This is a genomic window from Fenollaria sporofastidiosus (genome assembly GCF_943169635.2).
GTDB lineage: Bacteria > Bacillota > Clostridia > Tissierellales > Peptoniphilaceae > Fenollaria > Fenollaria sporofastidiosus.
The window spans coordinates 505,141-523,838 of the sequence record NZ_OW968186.1 but is presented as its reverse complement, the minus strand read 5'-3'; the positions used below and the strand labels follow the sequence as shown (position 1 = coordinate 523,838).

Genomic DNA, 18,698 nt, shown 5'->3' with positions numbered 1-18,698 from the left:
CTAATCCTCCATAATCAGCTCTGCAAGCCTTGTTAGGTCGTCGTCTGTGTAGTAGTCTAGGGTGATTGTACCGCCGCGCTTTGTGTGTGTGATCGAAACTTTCGTTGTAAGGAAGTCTTCGAGTCTTTCGCGAATGTCTTTGATGTAGATGTCCTCTGGCTTTGCCTTCTTGGGCCTCTTCGTTCTCGCTTCGGTACCTTTGACTGTAAGGCCTGCGTCTTTTATCTTGTGTGCAAGTTTAATTCTTTCTTCTTTTGTATCTAATGATAATATAAGTTTGGCGTGTGATACTGTGATTTCGCCGTTCTTAAGCATGTCTAGTATCTCATCCTCTAAGGATAATAGTCTGGTCATGTTCGAGATGTATGGACGGGACTTGCCGACTGCTTTGGCGATGTCTTCCTGCTTTAGGGCGTACTTTTCCTTGAGTTTTAGGTAGGCTATGGCCTCGTCGTAAGGGTTTAAGTCCTCTCTTTGTACATTTTCAACGAGCTGCAATTTGTCGATTTCTTCGTCTTTGTAGTCTCTGACTATGGCTGGAACCACGCTCTTGCCAAGCTTCTTAAAAGCTCTGTAGCGCCTTTCTCCGGCTATGATCTGATACTTGCCGTCCTTCATAGGTCTTACGACTATAGGCTGTAAAAGACCGTTCTTCTCGATGGACTCGGCTAGCTCTTTGATGCTCTCTGCATTAAATGACTGACGCGGCTGTCCCTCTGTTGGCACTACCTGTGCCATATCTAAATCCACAAGCTCGTTTTTGGACTTTTCTGTGATTTCTGTGATGCTTTCGACGCCTAATAGGCTACCTAGGCCTTTGCCAAGTTTTTTCGCCATATGATCACCTTCCTTGCTTTTGTAAAAATTCTTCGGCTAGATTCATGTAATTTTCTGCTCCTTTGGAGGCTTTGTCATACTCAAATATGCTCATCGAGTAGCTTGGCGCCTCTGCAAGTCTGACATTTCTATAGATGACTGCCTCGTATAGCTTGGACTTGAAAAAGTTCTTGACCTCGGAGAAGACTTCTGTGTGAAGGTTATTTCTCGAGTCGAACATGGTGATTAGAACGCCTTCGATCGTAAGGGACTGATTGTAATTTTCCTTCACCAGCTCTACTGTCTTGATCAGTTTTGAAACGCCTTCAAGTGCGTAGTACTCGGCTTGTATCGGGATGATGACAGAGTTTGCTGCGGCAAGGCTCATGATGGAAAGTATGCCAAGTGATGGCGGCGAATCGATGAAGATGAAGTCGTAATCATTTTTGACCTCGTCTAAACGGCGCCTTAAGATGTCTTTCCACTCGCCCTTTTGCGCAAGCTCGATCTCAAGACCTGCGATGTCGGTCGAGGAGTCGATGACGTGGAGCTTATCTAGCTTGGTACGCTTGATTAGTGATTTTGTGTCCTTGCTAGCCTCTGTTAGAAGCGTGTACGTTGATGAAGCGGCCTCTGTGTAGTCTTCAAGAAGACCGCTTGAAAGGTTCGACTGCGCGTCCATATCGACACACAAGACCCTCTGGCCAAGCTTCGCAAGTGCATAACTTAGGTTGATGGCAGTCGTAGTTTTACCGACGCCGCCTTTTTGATTAAATATGACAATAGTTTTGGACATGAAATCACCTCTAAGTTTATAATAGCATATATTATAAGAAAAAACAATAGAAAGTTGGAACAAATCAATTCTATAAAAATTTCGCCTAGGACTCGAACACCCTCGTCACAGCTCCAATGTACCACTTGTACTATTTCGCTGTGAGCTCAGGCTTATCTTCGTCATATGCATAAATTTTTCCGACGAATTGTCTTTGTCCTACCTAGTTTGTGAATTAATCTTGTCCTATGAGCTGTGGTAAGTTTTAAGAGTAATGTTCCACGTGGAACATTTTGTTTAGTGACAATATATAAGTGCTATGAGCTGCATCTATATGTATTCTCTGTATATAATATAATATAAGAAAAGTGATTTTTCTTTATGACTTATTTATTTAAGATAAAATTCTGTTTTCACTATCAAATGACAGAAAAGTGTTATTAACGAAGTGACGCATCTGAGCAAATTGTGAAATTTATTAGCGAAGAGAGCTGCCCGAAAATTCATCTAGTGGAGCAGAGCGTAACGAATATGAATTTTCAAGCGAACGAGCTTTTAGAAATTTCCAATTTGTAAAGCCTAAGTCACGAGTAATACACTTTTCGTTAAATATTTGAAATAAATCACTTTTCGTTATTGAGCCAAACAAAAAAGAGACCATATCAAATATGATCTCTTATATATAAATAAGTAAACTACAAGATCGGCTTAGTTTTTGCCAAATTTTTTCCGCGTGGGTACTTCTTAGGCGTCGGCTTCACCTTCTTTATAAGCACTATCGACCTGTCAAACTCGTCAAAGAGTCTGTACTTATGCACATTCACTAGCTCTCCGCCCATTGCCATAATGGCCTTCTTGGCTTCCATAGCTTCCTCATCTATATCACCAGACTTCATCGCTAGCATGTAGCCACCGACTTTTACGAAGCCGAGCATATACTCTGTAAGTGTCGCTAGGCGAGCAACGGCTCTCGATGTGGCTACGTCGTAGGCCTCTCTTTGACCGCTCACGTGTGCAAGGTCTTCGCTCCTTGCGTGGACTGTCGTTATGCCTTCAAGGCCTAAGTCGGCTATGACCTCGTCAAGAAACTTTAGTCTCTTTAACAAACTATCGTTAAGAGTAATCTCTTTGTCTGGAGCGAGAACTTTAAGAACTATGCCGGGGAAGCCTGCGCCTGTGCCGACATCTATAATTCTTTTCGTGCCTTTAAGTTCTGGCAAAGTAAGAGGGTAGGCGCTGTCGGTGAAGTGGAGCCTGTCGACCTCATCTGAGTCTGTGATGCCTGTTAGGTTCATGACCTTGTTCTTCTCAACGAGCATCTCCTTGAAGCGCTCAAGCTCAGCAATTTGCTTATCATTCGCTTCGATATTAATATCATTCAAATAAGTTTCTAGCATATCTATCCTTTCAAATGTTCCACGTGGAACATTATTTTCTTAAGTGTAGTAAAACGATCTCGGGCGGGTTGTTTAGCCTAGGCACGAGTTTTAGTCCGCGTGCGAGGCCTCTCGAGACGACTTCATACTTGCCGTTCGCCTCATATGCACCGCCTGCATACTTAGGAAATATTCCTTGGTTTGGCGCAAAGACTCCGTTATTGATAGGAGGTAGGCGCCACTGACCACCATGTGCGTGGCCACAGATGACAAGGTCTGCCTTGAACTTTCCAAAGTACTTGCTTGCAAATGGTTTATGTGCAAGTACTATACTATAGTCATAAGTCTCGCTCTCTTTATCAAGACTGGTCTCAACTATGCCTGCGAGGTCCTTCATACTGAGTGCGTCGCGGTCTGTGAAGCCATAGATGGCGATGCGCTTTGTATCCTTTGTGATGACGCGCTTCTCGTCGTCTAGTGTGTGTACACCGAGGGAGCGCATATTCTTCATGTGCTGCTCGGCCTTGCCGGAGAGTACTTCGTTGTTGCCGAGGATGTAGTAGCACTCGTACTTTTTGATGCCACGCGCAAACTCGTATCCCTTCGCGTCGTCCACGCTGTCGTCGAAGATGTCGCCGGGTAGGGTGATGATGTCGAAGTCAAGGCTATCCACAAGGTCCAAGAGCTCTCTTTGTCCTTCGCCGAAGTTCATCGAGTGCAGGTCTGAGAGTATGAGTATGTCCATGTCAATGGGTGCCGCTACTGTATATTCTGTGACTACCAGCTTCTTCTTCCACATGATGAAGAAGGCGAGTAGCAGCAAAACTAAAATAATGTATATCATTTGCGTTTATTTACTTCCATGTAGATGATGATGTTGTTGATGTCAGCTGGTGTAACGCCGCTAATTCTCGATGCTTGACCAAGGTTTGATGGTCTAAACTTTTCTAGCTTTTCCTTCGCTTCGATCTTAAGTCCCTTGACTAGGCTATAGTCAAAATCTACTAGTGAGCGTTCTTCCATCTTTAAGAAGTTCTCGATCTCTTTATTTTGCTTCTTGATGTAGCCGTCGTACTTGACGATTGTCTCGAGCTCAAGCACTTCATCCTTCTTATCTAGTGCGAGTTCCATAAACTTAGCAAGGTCACTGTAATGTATCTCTGGGCGGCGAAGAAGCTCCTCAAGTGTGGCTGCGGTCTTAAGTGCCGCTGTTCCAAGGCTTTCAAGGTAGGCGTTTGTCTCGTCTTTTGGGCCGATGGACTTCGCTCTCATCCTTTCAAGCTCGCCTTCGATGCGCTCCTTCTTAGCAAGCATCCTATTGTAACGCTCTTCGGATGCAAGACCTATCTTATATGCGTACTCTGTAAGGCGCATGTCCGCGTTGTCCTGCCTTAGACTTAGTCTATATTCACAGCGGCTTGTCATCATACGGTACGGCTCGTTTGTGCCTTTAGTCACAAGGTCGTCGATCAAAACACCGATGTAGCCCTCGCTGCGCTTTATAATGAAGGGCTCCTTGCCCTCAAGTTTTAGGTAGCAATTGATGCCTGCCATGATGCCTTGGGCGGCTGCCTCTTCGTAGCCGGATGAACCATTGATCTGGCCGGCAAAGAATAAATTCTCCTTTGTCTTTGACTCGAGACTAAGCTTTAGGGAAGTAGGGTCGATCGAGTCGTACTCTATCGCGTAGGCGCTCCTCATAATCTCGGAGTGCTCAAGGCCTTCTATCATCCTATACATCTCAACTTGCATCTCCTCGGGTAGGGCAGTCGAAACACCTTGGATGTACATCTCGTCAGTGTCTGTGCCTTCCGGCTCGATGAAAACTTGGTGATGATCCTTGTCTTTGAAACGCAGAACTTTGTCCTCAATGCTTGGGCAATAGCGTGGTCCTTCGCCTGTGATGTCGCCTATGGTTCTTGCGGAGCGATCCATGTGCTTAAGGATGTACTCGTGCATAGGCTTAGTTGTGTATGTTAGGTAGCAAACTGCTTGCTCTTTCATGATGGCATCCGCCTCGTTCATGAATGAGAAGGGGACGATAGTCTTGTCGCCCTCTTGCACAGCCATCTTCGAAGTGTCGATGCTGCGACGGTGGACTCTCGCTGGTGTACCTGTCTTCATTCTACGCAAATCTATGCCATGCTCAATAAGTGAGCTGGATAGGTACTTAGCAGGGAAGCGGCCATCGGGGCCGGACTCGTAGTTTAGCTCGCCTTCGAATATCCTTCCTTTAAGGTAGGTGCCTGTCGCCAAGATGACTGCCTTCGCCTCAAGTACAGCTCCTGTGCATAGTTTGACGCCAGACGCTTTGCCACTCTCGTCAAAAAGGACTTCATCTACCTCGCCTTGGATAATGGTTAAATTAGGCTCCTTTTCAAGTGTCTTCTTCATCTCGCGGTGGTAGGCCTGCTTGTCGGCTTGCACTCTAAGTGAGTGGACTGCAGGTCCCTTGGACGTGTTGAGCATACGCGACTGTATGTAGGTCTTGTCAATGTTCTTCGCCATCTCGCCACCAAGAGCGTCGACCTCACGAACGAGGTGACCCTTGCCAGTGCCGCCAATGTTTGGGTTGCAGCTCATAGCAGCGATCGCATCTAAGCTGATAGTTACGACCGCAGTTTTTTTGCCAAGGCGCGCTAGTGCAAGAGCTGCCTCGCAGCCCGCATGTCCAGCACCGACTACGACAGCATCAAAAGTGCCTCTAATGTATTTTATTTCTCTTCTTTGCATAATTTCACTTCCTTTGTCTATTTGCCAATGCAAAAGTTTTGGAATATCTTGTCAAGTATCTCGCTGTCAAGCTTCTCGCCAAGCACTTCAAGAAGGCTATCAAGAGCGCTTCTTATGTTGACTATGAGTAAGTCGTAGACCTGCCTACTTTCAGCATCGCCAAGTGCCTCGCTTATGGCTGAGTGCGCCTTATTTAAGAGGTCCATCTCCCTAATGTTCGCATAAACTAGGTCATCTTGCGATATCTCGCCGCCTAAGAACATCTCCTTAATCATATCCTTAAGCGCGTCGAAGCCTTCGCCCGTCTTTAGGCTCGTTAGGATAAACTTCGCGCCTTGCTCAAAGTGGTCAAGGTAGTCACCATTTTCTCCTTCGTCTACCTTATTTAATATATATATGTGCTTTTTGTCCTGAACCAGTTCTATGATATCCTTGTCGCCATCACTCATAGGCTTGGAGTAGTCAAAGACTGCAAGCACAAGGTCTGCGTCCTTGATCGCCTTCTTCGATATCGCGACACCCATACGCTCGATCTCGTCCGAGGCCTCGCGTATGCCTGCCGTGTCCATAAGCTTAAGGCTGATGCCCTCAAGGTCGACGTACTCAGTAATCATGTCACGCGTAGTGCCTTCGATGTTCGAGACTATGGCCGTTTCCTCGCGTGTGAATGTGTTTAGTAAGGATGACTTGCCTACGTTTGGCACACCGACGATGGACGTCTTGATGCCGTCTTTGATAAGTGACGATGTAGAGGCGCGCTTCATATGGCTTGAAAGCTTTTCCTTCACATCCGTAAGTGTAGCAGTGATGCGCTCGTAGCTGATCTCTTCGATGTCCTCTTCAGGGTAGTCGATAGCGACCTCGATGTTCGCAATAAGCATCTTAAGACTATCCGCAAGACCATTAATAAAGTCACGAACTGAGCCATCAAAGGCTTTTAAGGATAGATTGTAGCTCATGTCGGTCTTTGCGTTAATCATGTCAGCGACAGCTTCAGCCTGCGTGATGTCGATCCTGCCGCCAATAAAGGCCTTCTTCGTAAATTCACCGCGCTCAGCAAGTTCTGCGCCATGCTTCAGAAGGAGATTAAGTATCCTTCTTTGACTTATCACGCTACCGTGCGAATAAATCTCAACCATATCCTCGGTAGTGTAGGTATTTGGCGCCTTCATAAAGGTGATCAAAACCTCATCTACGAAGTCGTCCCCGTCGTAAATTCTACCGAAGTACATATATTTACTTTTGAAATCACTTTTGCCGCTCGATGAGCGAAATATCTTCTTCGCAATAGCAAAGCTCTCCCTGCCGCTCATCCTGATGATGGCGATGGCGCCCGGCTGCATTGCAGTTGATATTGCACATATAGTTCTCATAATCAATCTCCATTCACATAATAAAAAAAGAGGCTATAAAAGCCTCCTAATTACTTCGCTATGATACAAACTCTTCTGTGAGGCTCGTTGCCCTCAGAAAATGTTTTTACGCCTTCAATACCTGCTAAGGTTTCGTGAACGATACGTCTGTCATAGCTAGTCATGTACTCTAATGAAACCTTAGTACCATACTTTCTAGCCCTTTCACAACCTTGTATAGCAAGCTCTCTAACTTTTTCTTGTCTTTTCTTTCTGTAATCACCGATGTCGATGAATAATCTCTTGAACTCGTCTAAGTTTCTGTTTAGCTGAATTTGCGCTATAGTGTTCATCGAGTCCAAAACCGCACCCTTCTTACCGATAAGCTTCGATGTATCTTCAGAAGTCTCGCCCTTGATTAGTACCGTGATTATATCATCCGCCTCGTCAATCTTGTACGAAGCCTTTACTTCAAATAGTCTAAAGAACTCATTTAGGAAGTTCTTTAATACTTTTATATGATCTCCACAATTGTCATTGTCATTGTCGTTATCATTGTCGTTATCATTGTCATTGTCATTGTCATGGTGGTGACCTTCACAGCCGCAGCTGCAATGTTCTTCTACGTTTATAGTATAGTCAACCTCGATCACAGCATTCTTCGCGCCGATACCTAAGAAACCCTTAGTATCTTCATTTATTACATCAACAGTAAATTCGTCCCTATGCATGCCAAGGTCCAATTCCGCTTGAACGATGGCTTCTTCTACAGTCTTAGCTTCAAATCTCTTTTTCACTTACAATTACCTCCTCTTTCTTAATAATCCTGTTTTGCACAAATTGTTGAATTGCAGCAAATAAGCTTGACACACCCCAATAAAGAGCTAGTCCAGCAGGATACTTAATTGTAAAGAAAAAAGTCATCATCGGCATAAAATACTGCATTATGTTCATCGACTTAGCTTGATTCTCGTCAGTGATGCCAACCTTTGGAGTAGTCACACTCATTAAGAATGTTACAGCTGTTGCGATTAGTGGAAGACCATACCAATACGGGTCAGCAACTGATAAGTCCTTAATCCAGAAGAATGTCTTTTGCATAGCAGCATACTTTTCTGCACCAAACGCGTTGATTGCAGGATTTTGACACACTTGGAAAAAGGCAATCAAGATTGGGAACTGAATAAGTAGTGGAAGACAGCCGCCAGTAATTGACGCGCCCTCTTTTCTATAAAGCTCCATAACCTTTTGAGAGGCAATCTGTTGATCGTAGCCGTACTTTTCTTGAATCTCCTTAACCTTAGGCTGCAAGTCCGCAGTCTTCTTCATCTTCTTAGTAGAAGATATCTGTAGTGGCAGTACCAATAATTTCACAACAACAGTCGAGATTATGATAGTCATTGCCAAAAATGAGAAGTTCGCTGGCTCAGAGCCCATACTTGCAAGCTGGTCATATATGAAATTAAACAGGTAACCTAGAATTTTACCTAACATCTAAATTCCTCCTAAACAATAAAAGTAAAAAAGGTAAACTATACAAGCGGATCATAACCACCCTTAGAGAATGGATTGCATCTTAGCACTCTTTTTACAGACAAATACAAGCCTTTGAAAAAACCATATTTCTCAAAAGCTTCTATCGCATACTCAGAGCAAGTTGGAGTGAAAATACAGCTCGGCCTTTTATGTAAAACCTTGTGCGCCACAAACCTGTAGCCCTTCACAATGCAAATCATAATCCTACTCATAAGCTTTAACCTTTAAAACATTTATTTTTCTTAATAAAGAAAGAAACCTCTTTCTAATCTTGTAGAAATCGTAGTCAATAACAGTGGGCTTGACAGAGATAACCATATCATAAGACTTGTCAAAGTCAGAAGCATTCGCCTCGATGATGGCCTTGAGCCTTCTTTTTAATAAATTCCTCTTATTCGCCTTGCCGTACTTCTTACTTATAGCAAAACAAAACCTAGGGTGATCCAGGTTCGTATAGCGGTAATATATCGTAAAAGACTCATTAAAGGCCTTCTTCTTCGCCAAGAAAACCCTGTTAATCTCTACTTTTTTTCTTAAACTTAAAGATCTTTGCATAGTAATTATGCAGATAATTTCTTTCTTCCTTTTAATCTTCTTCTTCTTAAGACATTTCTACCAGACTTAGTTGACATTCTTTTTCTAAAGCCGTGTTCAACTTTTCTTTGTCTCTTCTTAGGTTGATAAGTTCTCTTCATTTATCTACACCTCCTATAGTACATAAACTCCTATAGTAATTATAATTAATTAGATACGCTTTGTCAAGAGAAAATTAATAAATTCTTAATAAACGAGTACTAAAGCGACCATTACTATAGTATACTTAGTAGTATTAGTAGTAATTACAAATAAAAAAGGCCTCCTAAGAGACCTTATATATAAGTTACTTATTCAAAGATGCCTTGTAAATGGCATCAAAAAGCTTAGATATAGTTAGTATTGCAAAAAATAAAGAAGCCGCCTTGCAATAGATGATCGCGTCAGGCATTGTATTTTCAAAAATGCAAAAGACACTTGGATTAAAATACAATAGTAAGAATAGCCCTGCAATGATTAACTTAAGTATAGTGTACTCAAAAAACGTAATTTTCTTATTGTCCATGATAAACCTCCCTTGATTATAACTTTATTATAACACAGCAGGGGGCGTAGTACAAGATGATTTTAAAAGGGATTATAGTTGGGCGTGTTTTGTTAATCTATTTAAATTAAAAATTCCAGACAGTGACTGGAATATTTTATATCTAAGCACAAACCCGCCAATTCTTTTTTGCACTTTTACCACAAACCCGCCAATTGTTCAAGAATTTTAAAGAGGATTATGCTTAGGTGAATCTTTTATTTAATATTCTTAAATTAAAAATGACAGACAGTGTCTGTTAAATTGTTTAAAATTTTCTTCTTATAAAGAAAAGTGATTTATTTTGTGACAAGTAATCGAAAAGTGTATTACTCGTGACTTAGGCTTCTCAAATTGGAAATTTCTAAAAGCTCGTTCGCTTGAAAATTCATATTCGTTACGCTCTGCTCCACTAGATGAATTTTCGGGCAGACATCTTCGTTAAGAAATTAATGCAATTTATTCCGAAGGCTGCGCTCTTGAAAATCAATTTTCTCACTAAGACATTTTTCTCCGAAGGTTCGCTCTGTAAAAGCACTTTTCTTTTATTTGCTCAATGTATTTAGTCTATTTTAGTAAATAGTTTTGCTAGAGCTAAGAGGTAAATATTTTAAGTTAAAGCTGTTTTACTAAATGCTCGTAATATAATAATTCGAAACTAGCGAAAGGGCTTTAAGTGATAATAGTTAATTTCAAAATTTGCAGAGGAATCAAGATGATTTCGCGTTGTGCAGAATTTTTTGGAGTGAGGTGTGCTAAATGCACTCCGCAAAGACAAAATAATTCGAAACTAGCGAAAGGGCTTGATTCAATGCAAATTTTTATATTTCATCCAAAAACTGAGTATAATACACCGGCAAATATTCAATATCTCCTTCTTTCATATAATCTTTTGTATATATAACAAAACTCTTTCCTATCCTTGACTTGTATTTATCGATAAATACATCTAAGGATTTATGCGCTTTGTATCCTGATGACTTCACTTCTATAGGGTAGATTTTATTGCCACTTGAAATAAGAAAGTCAAGTTCATATGTCTTTTTTATATCTTCGTCGTAAGAGGTGTTGAAGTAAAGGTCGTAGCCTAGAGACCTAAGTGATGTTGCAACTGCATTTTCGTAGAGCATACCAAGATTTACCTCTGACTTATTAGATAACAATTTTTTATATATTTCATTCTTTGTAAATGGCTTATCCATAAACATTAACGTAACAAAGAGGCCAGTGTCAGAAAGATACAGTTTGAACTTGTTTATATCTTTAGTCAAGGCAAGCGAGGCGCCTGGATCTGTGCTGTTGTATGAAGCGAGTACTGTTTTTGACTCGATAAGCTCTCTAATCTCATCTTGAACCGTGCTTGGCCTTTCATTTTTTAAAACTGATGAAATTTTATATGCGCTTGTGTGCCTAGACAATTCTGAAGGAATGTTCCTATATAAATCAGATGTAAAGCCCCTCATGTCAAGTTTATAAAAATCATCTAGGTACAATGTAATTATATTTCTCTTTACCATATCAACTTCTTCAAGATTATTGCTCTCAATGTATTTAAGAACAGCTTGAGGCATACCGCCAACAAGCATATAAAGCCTAAACTTTAGAAGCATCTTGCGGCTTACCGCTTCGCCTAGAGATGCACCTTTCAAAAAGCACTCTCTTAATATATCGTTACTAGCCGTATCGCCTGTAGCCCAAAGAAATTCCTCAAAGTCCATAGGATACATGCTTAATTTTTCTTCCTCGCTCGGTATTAGGATGTTTTCAACATTCTTCCTGATTGATATAAGCGAACCTGTCTCGATGTAATCGTATTTACCGTCCTCAACTAATAACTTAATAGCTTGTCTAGCCTTTGGACAAAACTGCACTTCGTCAAATATAATCAAAGACTTTCTCTCAACAAGCTTAGTATTGAACAATAGTTGTAGCTGCATAAATAAATAATCAGTACTACTTAAGTCATCAAATAAACTTTTTAAATCTTTACCAGCTCGTGAAAAATCTATAAGGATATAGCTTTCATATTCATTCTTTGCAAATTCTTCTACTATAGTTGACTTACCTATACGTCTTGCACCTTCAATAAGTAGTGCAGTGCTGCCTTTAGACCTTCTTTTCCACTCAAGCATCTTAGCATAAATTTTTCTTTTAAACATAGTTTCACCTCAAACCCGCCAATTATTTTTTGTACTTTTGTCACAAACCCGCCAATTATTTTTTGTACTTTTGTCACAAACCCGCCAATTATTTTTTGTACTTTTGTCACAAACCCGCCAATTATTTTTCTTAATTTTACCACAAAAGCGCCAATTGTTCAAGAGGATTTTAAAAGGGATTGTCTTAGTCTAGCTTTAAGGCAATCGATATACAAAGCAAAGTTTACTTAAAAATCTTTCTAACCTTGCAAGTATATAGCTATCGTACTTATATATAGTAAGCGACTAACTATATAAGAGGCGTCCTTATATATAAGAAGTGTCCCATATATTGAGAACCTTTTTAAGTTCTATACACAGTCTATCCACAGACCACAAAAATAAATGTTGATAATTTTTTTATTTGTTGATATAATATAAAAGACTTAGAAAATAGAGCAGTATATCTTGTGTAAACTGTTAATAACTTGTGGAAAAACTGTGGATATGTTAGTAAAAATATAAACTTATCCACAGAAAACATAGTATTTTCTATGAACAAGTACATTCTCGTGAAAATACATATAATGACAGATGTCTGTGGATAAAGTATCCACATAGGACGGAGGTAATAAATATGAACAACGCAAAGTCGATATTTGCATCTTGTATGGAGTCGCTTAAGGAAGACATTGCTCTTAACAACATGGACCTTTGGATCAGTGTTTTGGAACCTGTTGCCTTTGAAGACGGCATCTTGATGCTTTTGGCTCCAAACCTATTCATCAAGAGCATAGTCCAGTTTAACTACAAGGACCTTATCAAGAGAAAGCTTATTGCCTTGGATATGGGTGTTGTGGATCTTAAGATTTTGGAACCGACTGAAGGTTATGACTATCATCAAAGTGTTGAGGAGACTTCTCAAAAAACTGGGGATATAATTCCTAATTTGAATCCTTACTTTACTTTTAACAGGTTTATTCCTGGTGAGGCAAACCTTTATGTCTTCGAAAATTCTAAGAGGATAGCGGAAAATCCAGGTCTTCTTTACAATCCATTCTTCTTATTTGGTAAGACTGGTCTAGGTAAGACTCATCTTATCAATGCGATAGGCAATAAGATGCTAAAGGATCATAAGGATTTTAGGCTTTTATATATTACTAGTGAAGACTTTACAAATGAGCTTATTAGCTGCTTACAAAACAGAAAGATGCGCGAATTTAAGGAAAAGTATCGCTCTTTGGACTGCTTGATTATTGACGATATTCAGTTTTTGTCGTACAAGGATCAAACGCAAGAGGAGTTTTTCCACACTTTTAATGCGCTCTACACTATGAATAAGCAGATAATTATCGCATCGGATAGGTCGCCTAGTGATATTAAAAATATTCAAGACAGGATTATCAGCCGCTTTGAAAGTGGTCTAACTATAGAGGTTAAGCAGCCTCCATTGGAGACGCGTATCGCTATATTGAGGGCGAAGGCGGACGAGGAGCACCTTAATGTTAGTGACGATGTGCTTGAGTACATCGCAAAGCGTGCTAAGCAGAATATTCGTCAGCTTGAAGGTGCGCTTATGGGTGTTAAGGCGGCTTCTGAACAGGAAGGCGGTACTAAGCTTGAAATTACTGTGCCTCTTGCGAAGAGTGCGCTTGACTTTATGAGTCAAACTGAGGAAAAAGAGATCACCATAGACTCGATTAAGGAGGCTGTTTCGAAGTATTTCAATATAAGTGTTGATGACATTCACTCGAAGAAAAAGTCTTCTGACATAGCTATACCAAGGCAGATAGCTATGTATTTTGCTCGTGTACACACGGATTTATCGTATCCAAAGATTGGTGAATCTTTTGGTGGACGCGACCACTCTACCGTGATATATGCCTATGAAAAAATACTCAGGGCGAAGAAGGCAAATAAGGAAATTAGAGAAGCAGTTGACGCTTTGGAAAAGATCATCTGTGGATAAGTTCCATTTAGTGAACATTTTATCAAGAAGACCTGTGGATAAGTATTAGCTAAAAAGCCTAATTAGGATAAGTTATCCACAATTATACAGAGCCTACTACTATTACTCTTTATTATAATTATTATTAAAGCGCAAGCGTTAATAATAATGCAAGGTTCTCGGGTACCCACCCGATGCGAAGCATCGTGGAAGGGTGAGGTTCTTTTAATTATTATTATAAAGAAATAGTTTTGATAAAATAAAGTTTTGTGGTAGGGTGAGGTTCTTATTATTAAAAGAAAATTCAAAAATTAAATTTTCTTGCGATATCAAATATTTCCATATTTGATATCTAAAAAAAAAATTCGTTCTGAATAAAATATTTGCTATTAGAAAATTATTATATATATTATATGATAGAAGAAAAAATATAAATTAGAAAAGAACAAAATATATAATTATAGTTTAATTAAAAAATTTTTATTAAGAAAAAATAAATACTACGGAATTATTTGATAGTATCAAAAAAAGTATTAATATTTGTTCTACAAACAAGAAATAAGAGGTGATTAGATGAAATTTATTATCGACAAAGACCAATTTTTAAAACACATTACGATTGCTCAAAGGGCTATCTCTCAAAGAAGTCCTCTTGAAATTCTTGAAGCAATCAAAATTACTGCTGCAAATAACAGAATAAGGCTTGTTTCAACTGACACTGAGCTTACCATCATATCCGAAGTTGAGTGCCAAGTTCTTGAAGAGGGCACTTGCTGCTTCTCGAACAAGCTTTTAAGTGACATAGTAAGAAAGCTAGCTTCAGGTGAGATCAGTTTCACTTGTGAAGGTGACGATGTTGAGATCAAGGCGAAGTTCTCAAAGTTTAACTTAAAGAGCATGCCTCACGATGACTACCCAGAGATCGACACTCGTGTTGCAACTGACAAGAGCGTGAAGCTATCGATGAAGGATCTTAACAAGATTATCAAGAAGACACTTTTCTCGACTAGTCAAGACCAAGCAAGACCTACTTTGTGTGGCGTTTACTTCAAATTTAGCAAGGGCTACTTAGACGCTGCAAGTCTTGATGGTTATAGAATTAGTTCCTTAAAGTTCAAGGTGGACAGTGAAGAAGAAACATCCTTCATAGTTCCATACAGAACTTTATCTGAAGTGCAAAAGATGCTTGAAGATACTGATGACATTGTTGAGATATCATATGCAAGAGACAAGGCAGTCTTCAAGATAGACAGAGCACTACTATATACAAGGCTTATCGAAGGCGACTTCTTTAACTACGAGGAAGTCTTTGCAAGTGAGGACTACACTACTGTAGAGATATCTAGGATGGATTTAATCAATGCCATCGAGAGAGTATCATTAATAGGCTTTGAGGACAGAGTTAGTCTTATAGTTATGGATTTTGAGGATAACAACTTAAAGATCACTGCTTCGAACGAGATGGGAAATGCAAGTGACGACATCATGGTAGAAAAAACTGGTGACAATATCAAGATTGGCTTCAACGGCCGCTACGTCCTTGAAGGTCTCAAGGCTATGAGCTCGGATAAGCTTACATTAAGGCTTTCTGAAAGCATTAGGCCTATGAAGATTACTGAAAATGAAGAGTATCGCTACCTTGTTTTACCTGTAAAGATGCAAGCGTAAGTGATATATATTATAATAGATGATTAGGTGAGAATTATGAAGTTTAAGCTAGAAGATGAATACATTCAGCTGCAAAATGTTTTAAAGGTTTGCGCTCTTGTAGATAGCGGCGCCATGGCAAAAAACATCATTCAAGATGGTCTTGTTAAGGTCAACGGCGAGGTAGAAACTCGCAGAGGTAAGAAGATCAGAGTGGGTGACGTTGTTACATTATTTGATGAAAGTATAGAGATATGTTAAAGAGTTTAAAGCTTGTAAACTTTAGAAGCTTTTCAAAGTTATATTTGAAGTTTCATCCAAAAAAGAACATAATACTTGCAAGCAATGCCAAGGGCAAATCGAATGTGATTGAGGCTATATACATGCTTAGTTTCTTAAAGAGCTTCAGGACTGAAAGGAACCATGAGCTAATAAAGTTTGGCTGCTCATCGAGTTATGCCTCTTTTGAGTACCTCTACTCTGATATACTAAACAGATTAGAGATCAGTATAGAGCCTAAAGGTAAGCTTGTTAAGCAAAATGAAAAGATGCTTAAGAATGTGAAGGACTACACGCAAAAGTTTGAGGCGGTTCTTTTTGAACCCTTCGACCTAAATATATTAAAAGGCGCGCCGGCTCTTAGAAGAAAGTACATCGACAGCATCATAACGAGGATATCGCCCTCGTATCGCGATGAACTTCTTAGCTACAACAAGGTTCTTATGAATAGGAACAAGGCGCTTAAGATGTATAGAGACAAAAACTCTTTAAAGGCAGTACTAAAGTCGTATGACGCGCAGCTAATTACGCTTGGAGCGGCTCTTATAGAAAAGAGAAAGACCTTTACTGAGAACTTTAACGCCATTTGCAAGGCTATACACAATGACTTAAGTGGTGGAGAAGACTTAAGTATCGAGTACAAGACTAACATTGACATAAAAGCGGACATTAAAAAGACTTATGAAGAAGCTTTCACAGCAAACATTGACAAGGACATCGATAGAAAGTCGACTGCCTTGGGTCCACATAGGGATGACTATCTTATAACGATAGCTGAGAATGAGGCGAAAAAGTTTGCCTCGCAAGGCCAATTAAGGACTGTGATGCTCTCTATGAAGCTTAGTGAGCTCAAGATGATAAGGAGCTTTCAAAAGGATGTAACGCTCTTACTTGACGATGTTTTTTCTGAGCTTGACAAGTCGAGGAAGAAGTACTTACTTGATGCAGTCTCTGATATGCAGGTAATATTTACGCTGCAGGATATGGATGATATTAAAGATTTGATAGACGATGACTATTTACTTATAAAGTTAGAAACGAATGAAATGATTTACGGAGGAAGAAATGGAAGATAAGAATTATAATGCGGGTAGTATTCAGGTTCTTGAAGGACTTGAACCCGTTAGAAAAAGACCGGGCATGTATATAGGCTCGACTGGCACAAAGGGTCTGCACCACTGTGTTATGGAGGTTATGGACAACTCCATAGACGAAGTTTTGGCGGGCAGAGCTGACACTGTCAAGGTTGTGATCTACAAGGACGGCAGTATATCTATAGAGGATAATGGCTCGGGTATACCGGTTGAAGTGCACCCTAAGACTGGCAAGTCGACTTTGGAGACTGTACTTACTGTGCTTCATGCAGGTGGTAAGTTCAACAACGACGCATACAAGGTATCTGGCGGTCTTCACGGTGTTGGTGTTTCATGCGTTAACGCTCTTAGCGAGTGGCTTATAGCAACTGTTAAGAGGGGCGGCCATATATATGAACAGCACTTTGCAAGAGGTAAGGCGCAAGGCGACATAAAGGTAGTTGGCGACACAAAGGAGTCAGGTACTACTATACAATTCATGCCAGATAGTGAAATTTTTGATACAACTGAATTTTCGAAGGAAGTCTTAGTCACTAAGTTTAGAGAGGTTGCCTTCCTTAATAAAGGAGTGCGCATCACTTTAATCGACGAGAGAGAAGAAGATCCACAGGAGGAAGTTTTCCACTACGAAGGCGGTATCAAGTCATTCGTTGAATACATCAACCGCAGCAAGAACCCTATCAGTGAAGACATCATCTACTTCGACAAGTCCATGGAGGACTGCGAGCTTGAGATAGCTATGCAATACACTGACGGTTACTCTGAAAATGTACTAACATTTGCGAACAATATACACACTACAGAAGGCGGCTACCATTTGACAGGTTTTAGAAATGCTTTAACAAGAGTGCTTAATGATTATGGTAGAAAAGCCAACATTATAAAGGAAAAGGAAGAAAACTTATCAGGCGATGACGCGAGAGAGGGTCTAACAGCCATAGTCTCAGTTAAGCTTAAGGAGCCACAATTTGAAGGACAAACTAAGTCTAAGCTTGGTAATAGCGAGGTGCAAGGTATAGTAAACTCTGTTGCATATACTGAGCTTACTGATTACTTTGAGCTTCATCCGCAAGAAGGAAAGAAGATCATAGAGAAGGCAATCTCGGCGCAAAGAGCGCGTGAGGCGGCTAGAAAGGCGCGTGACTTATCAAGAGGCAAAAGAAGTGTCTTGGATAACACAACACTACCTGGTAAGCTTGCTGACTGTCAATCGAACGATAACACTGAGACAGAGATCTTCATAGTCGAAGGGGACTCAGCCGGCGGTTCTGCAAAGCAAGGCCGTGACAGAAAGTTCCAAGCCATACTTCCACTTAGAGGTAAGATACTTAACGTTGAGAAGGCAAGGCTTGATAGGATACTTGCTTATGAAGAAATCAAGGCGATGATCACAGCTTTTGGTACAGGTATAGACACTGAGTTTAACATAGAAAAGCTTAGATACGGCAAGATCATCATCATGACCGATGCCGACGTCGACGGCGCTCACATTAGGACACTTCTACTAACATTCTTCTTTAGACACATGAGAGAGCTTGTTGACGATGGACACATTTATATAGCACAGCCACCACTATACATGGTTAGCAAGAACAGAAAAGAGTACTATGTATACGACGATGACGAGCTAGAAGTTTTACTTAAAGAGATAGGCAGAGACAACTACACAATACAGCGTTACAAAGGTCTTGGTGAGATGAACCCTGAACAGCTTTGGGAGACAACTATGGACCCAGAACACAGAATACTTTTAAGAGTCAATGTTGACGACGCTGTTAATGCTGATGAGATATTCTCCATGCTAATGGGGGACAAGGTCGAACCGAGAAGAGAATTTATAGAAAAGAACGCAAAATACGCGTCGAACTTAGATATATAATGAGGTAA

The 18,698-nt window shown here is 40.4% G+C and carries 18 protein-coding genes; 5 read left to right on the top strand and 13 right to left on the bottom strand.

Translation table 11 applies throughout. The features are described from left to right. The 13 genes from KO172_RS02450 to KO172_RS02390 form a co-directional block, all read right to left on the bottom strand. Entirely contained in the window at positions 1-837 is an 837-nt protein-coding gene (locus KO172_RS02450; RefSeq protein ID WP_215491981.1) for a ParB/RepB/Spo0J family partition protein, read from the bottom strand. Between the two features lie 4 nt (positions 838-841). Continuing rightward, positions 842-1,612 (bottom strand): ParA family protein, encoded by a 771-nt coding sequence (locus tag KO172_RS02445; RefSeq protein ID WP_215491980.1) that lies wholly within the window; start codon positions 1,610-1,612, stop codon positions 842-844. Between the two features lie 674 nt (positions 1,613-2,286). After that, positions 2,287-2,988, bottom strand: coding sequence for a 16S rRNA (guanine(527)-N(7))-methyltransferase RsmG (gene rsmG, locus KO172_RS02440; RefSeq protein WP_215491979.1), 702 nt, complete (start codon positions 2,986-2,988; stop codon positions 2,287-2,289). Between the two features lie 31 nt (positions 2,989-3,019). Next, positions 3,020-3,811 (bottom strand): metallophosphoesterase, encoded by a 792-nt coding sequence (locus KO172_RS02435; protein WP_215491978.1) that lies wholly within the window; start codon positions 3,809-3,811, stop codon positions 3,020-3,022. Next, positions 3,808-5,685: a tRNA uridine-5-carboxymethylaminomethyl(34) synthesis enzyme MnmG gene (gene mnmG, locus KO172_RS02430; protein ID WP_215493369.1), complete on the bottom strand. Its 1,878-nt coding sequence runs from the start codon at positions 5,683-5,685 to the stop codon at positions 3,808-3,810. Before mnmG ends, KO172_RS02435 begins: the two co-directional genes overlap by 4 nt. A gap of 32 nt (positions 5,686-5,717) precedes the next feature. Then, positions 5,718-7,073, bottom strand: a complete 1,356-nt coding sequence (gene mnmE / locus KO172_RS02425) for a tRNA uridine-5-carboxymethylaminomethyl(34) synthesis GTPase MnmE (protein WP_215491977.1) — start codon at positions 7,071-7,073, stop codon at positions 5,718-5,720. Positions 7,074-7,123: 50 nt separating this feature from the next. Further along, a complete protein-coding gene (jag, locus tag KO172_RS02420; protein WP_215491976.1) occupies positions 7,124-7,849 on the bottom strand; it encodes an RNA-binding cell elongation regulator Jag/EloR in 726 nt (241 codons plus the stop codon). After that, on the bottom strand, positions 7,833-8,546 hold the full coding sequence (locus tag KO172_RS02415) for a YidC/Oxa1 family membrane protein insertase (protein ID WP_215491975.1): 714 nt from the start codon (positions 8,544-8,546) through the stop codon (positions 7,833-7,835). The genes jag and KO172_RS02415 overlap by 17 nt, the downstream gene beginning before the upstream one ends. Before the next feature lie 38 nt (positions 8,547-8,584). Then, positions 8,585-8,800, bottom strand: coding sequence for a membrane protein insertion efficiency factor YidD (gene yidD / locus KO172_RS02410; RefSeq protein WP_215491974.1), 216 nt, complete (start codon positions 8,798-8,800; stop codon positions 8,585-8,587). Further along, the gene (gene rnpA / locus KO172_RS02405; RefSeq protein ID WP_215491973.1) at positions 8,793-9,143 is read right to left on the bottom strand and encodes a ribonuclease P protein component; all 351 of its coding nucleotides are present in this window, start codon (positions 9,141-9,143) and stop codon (positions 8,793-8,795) included. The genes yidD and rnpA overlap by 8 nt, the downstream gene beginning before the upstream one ends. Before the next feature lie 5 nt (positions 9,144-9,148). Next, complete coding sequence (rpmH, locus tag KO172_RS02400; RefSeq protein ID WP_215491972.1) at positions 9,149-9,283, bottom strand: 50S ribosomal protein L34; 135 nt, start codon at positions 9,281-9,283, stop codon at positions 9,149-9,151. A 185-nt stretch (positions 9,284-9,468) separates the two neighbouring features. Further along, positions 9,469-9,687, bottom strand: coding sequence for a hypothetical protein (locus KO172_RS02395; protein WP_215491971.1), 219 nt, complete (start codon positions 9,685-9,687; stop codon positions 9,469-9,471). Positions 9,688-10,526: 839 nt separating this feature from the next. Continuing rightward, the gene (locus tag KO172_RS02390) at positions 10,527-11,864 is read right to left on the bottom strand and encodes an ATP-binding protein (protein WP_215491970.1); all 1,338 of its coding nucleotides are present in this window, start codon (positions 11,862-11,864) and stop codon (positions 10,527-10,529) included. A 616-nt stretch (positions 11,865-12,480) separates the two neighbouring features. On the opposite strand from KO172_RS02390, the gene dnaA reads away from it, so the two are divergent. The 5 genes from dnaA (at position 12,481) to gyrB (ending at position 18,690) form a co-directional block, all read left to right on the top strand. Then, positions 12,481-13,812, top strand: coding sequence for a chromosomal replication initiator protein DnaA (gene dnaA, locus KO172_RS02385; RefSeq protein ID WP_215491969.1), 1,332 nt, complete (start codon positions 12,481-12,483; stop codon positions 13,810-13,812). Positions 13,813-14,364: 552 nt separating this feature from the next. After that, a complete protein-coding gene (gene dnaN / locus KO172_RS02380) occupies positions 14,365-15,459 on the top strand; it encodes a DNA polymerase III subunit beta (protein ID WP_215491968.1) in 1,095 nt (364 codons plus the stop codon). Positions 15,460-15,495: 36 nt separating this feature from the next. Continuing rightward, complete coding sequence (locus KO172_RS02375; protein WP_215491967.1) at positions 15,496-15,699, top strand: RNA-binding S4 domain-containing protein; 204 nt, start codon at positions 15,496-15,498, stop codon at positions 15,697-15,699. Continuing rightward, on the top strand, positions 15,693-16,793 hold the full coding sequence (recF, locus tag KO172_RS02370) for a DNA replication/repair protein RecF (RefSeq protein WP_215491966.1): 1,101 nt from the start codon (positions 15,693-15,695) through the stop codon (positions 16,791-16,793). Before KO172_RS02375 ends, recF begins: the two co-directional genes overlap by 7 nt. Continuing rightward, entirely contained in the window at positions 16,783-18,690 is a 1,908-nt protein-coding gene (gene gyrB, locus KO172_RS02365) for a DNA topoisomerase (ATP-hydrolyzing) subunit B (protein WP_215491965.1), read from the top strand. Before recF ends, gyrB begins: the two co-directional genes overlap by 11 nt. The last annotated feature ends 8 nt before the right edge of the window (positions 18,691-18,698 follow it).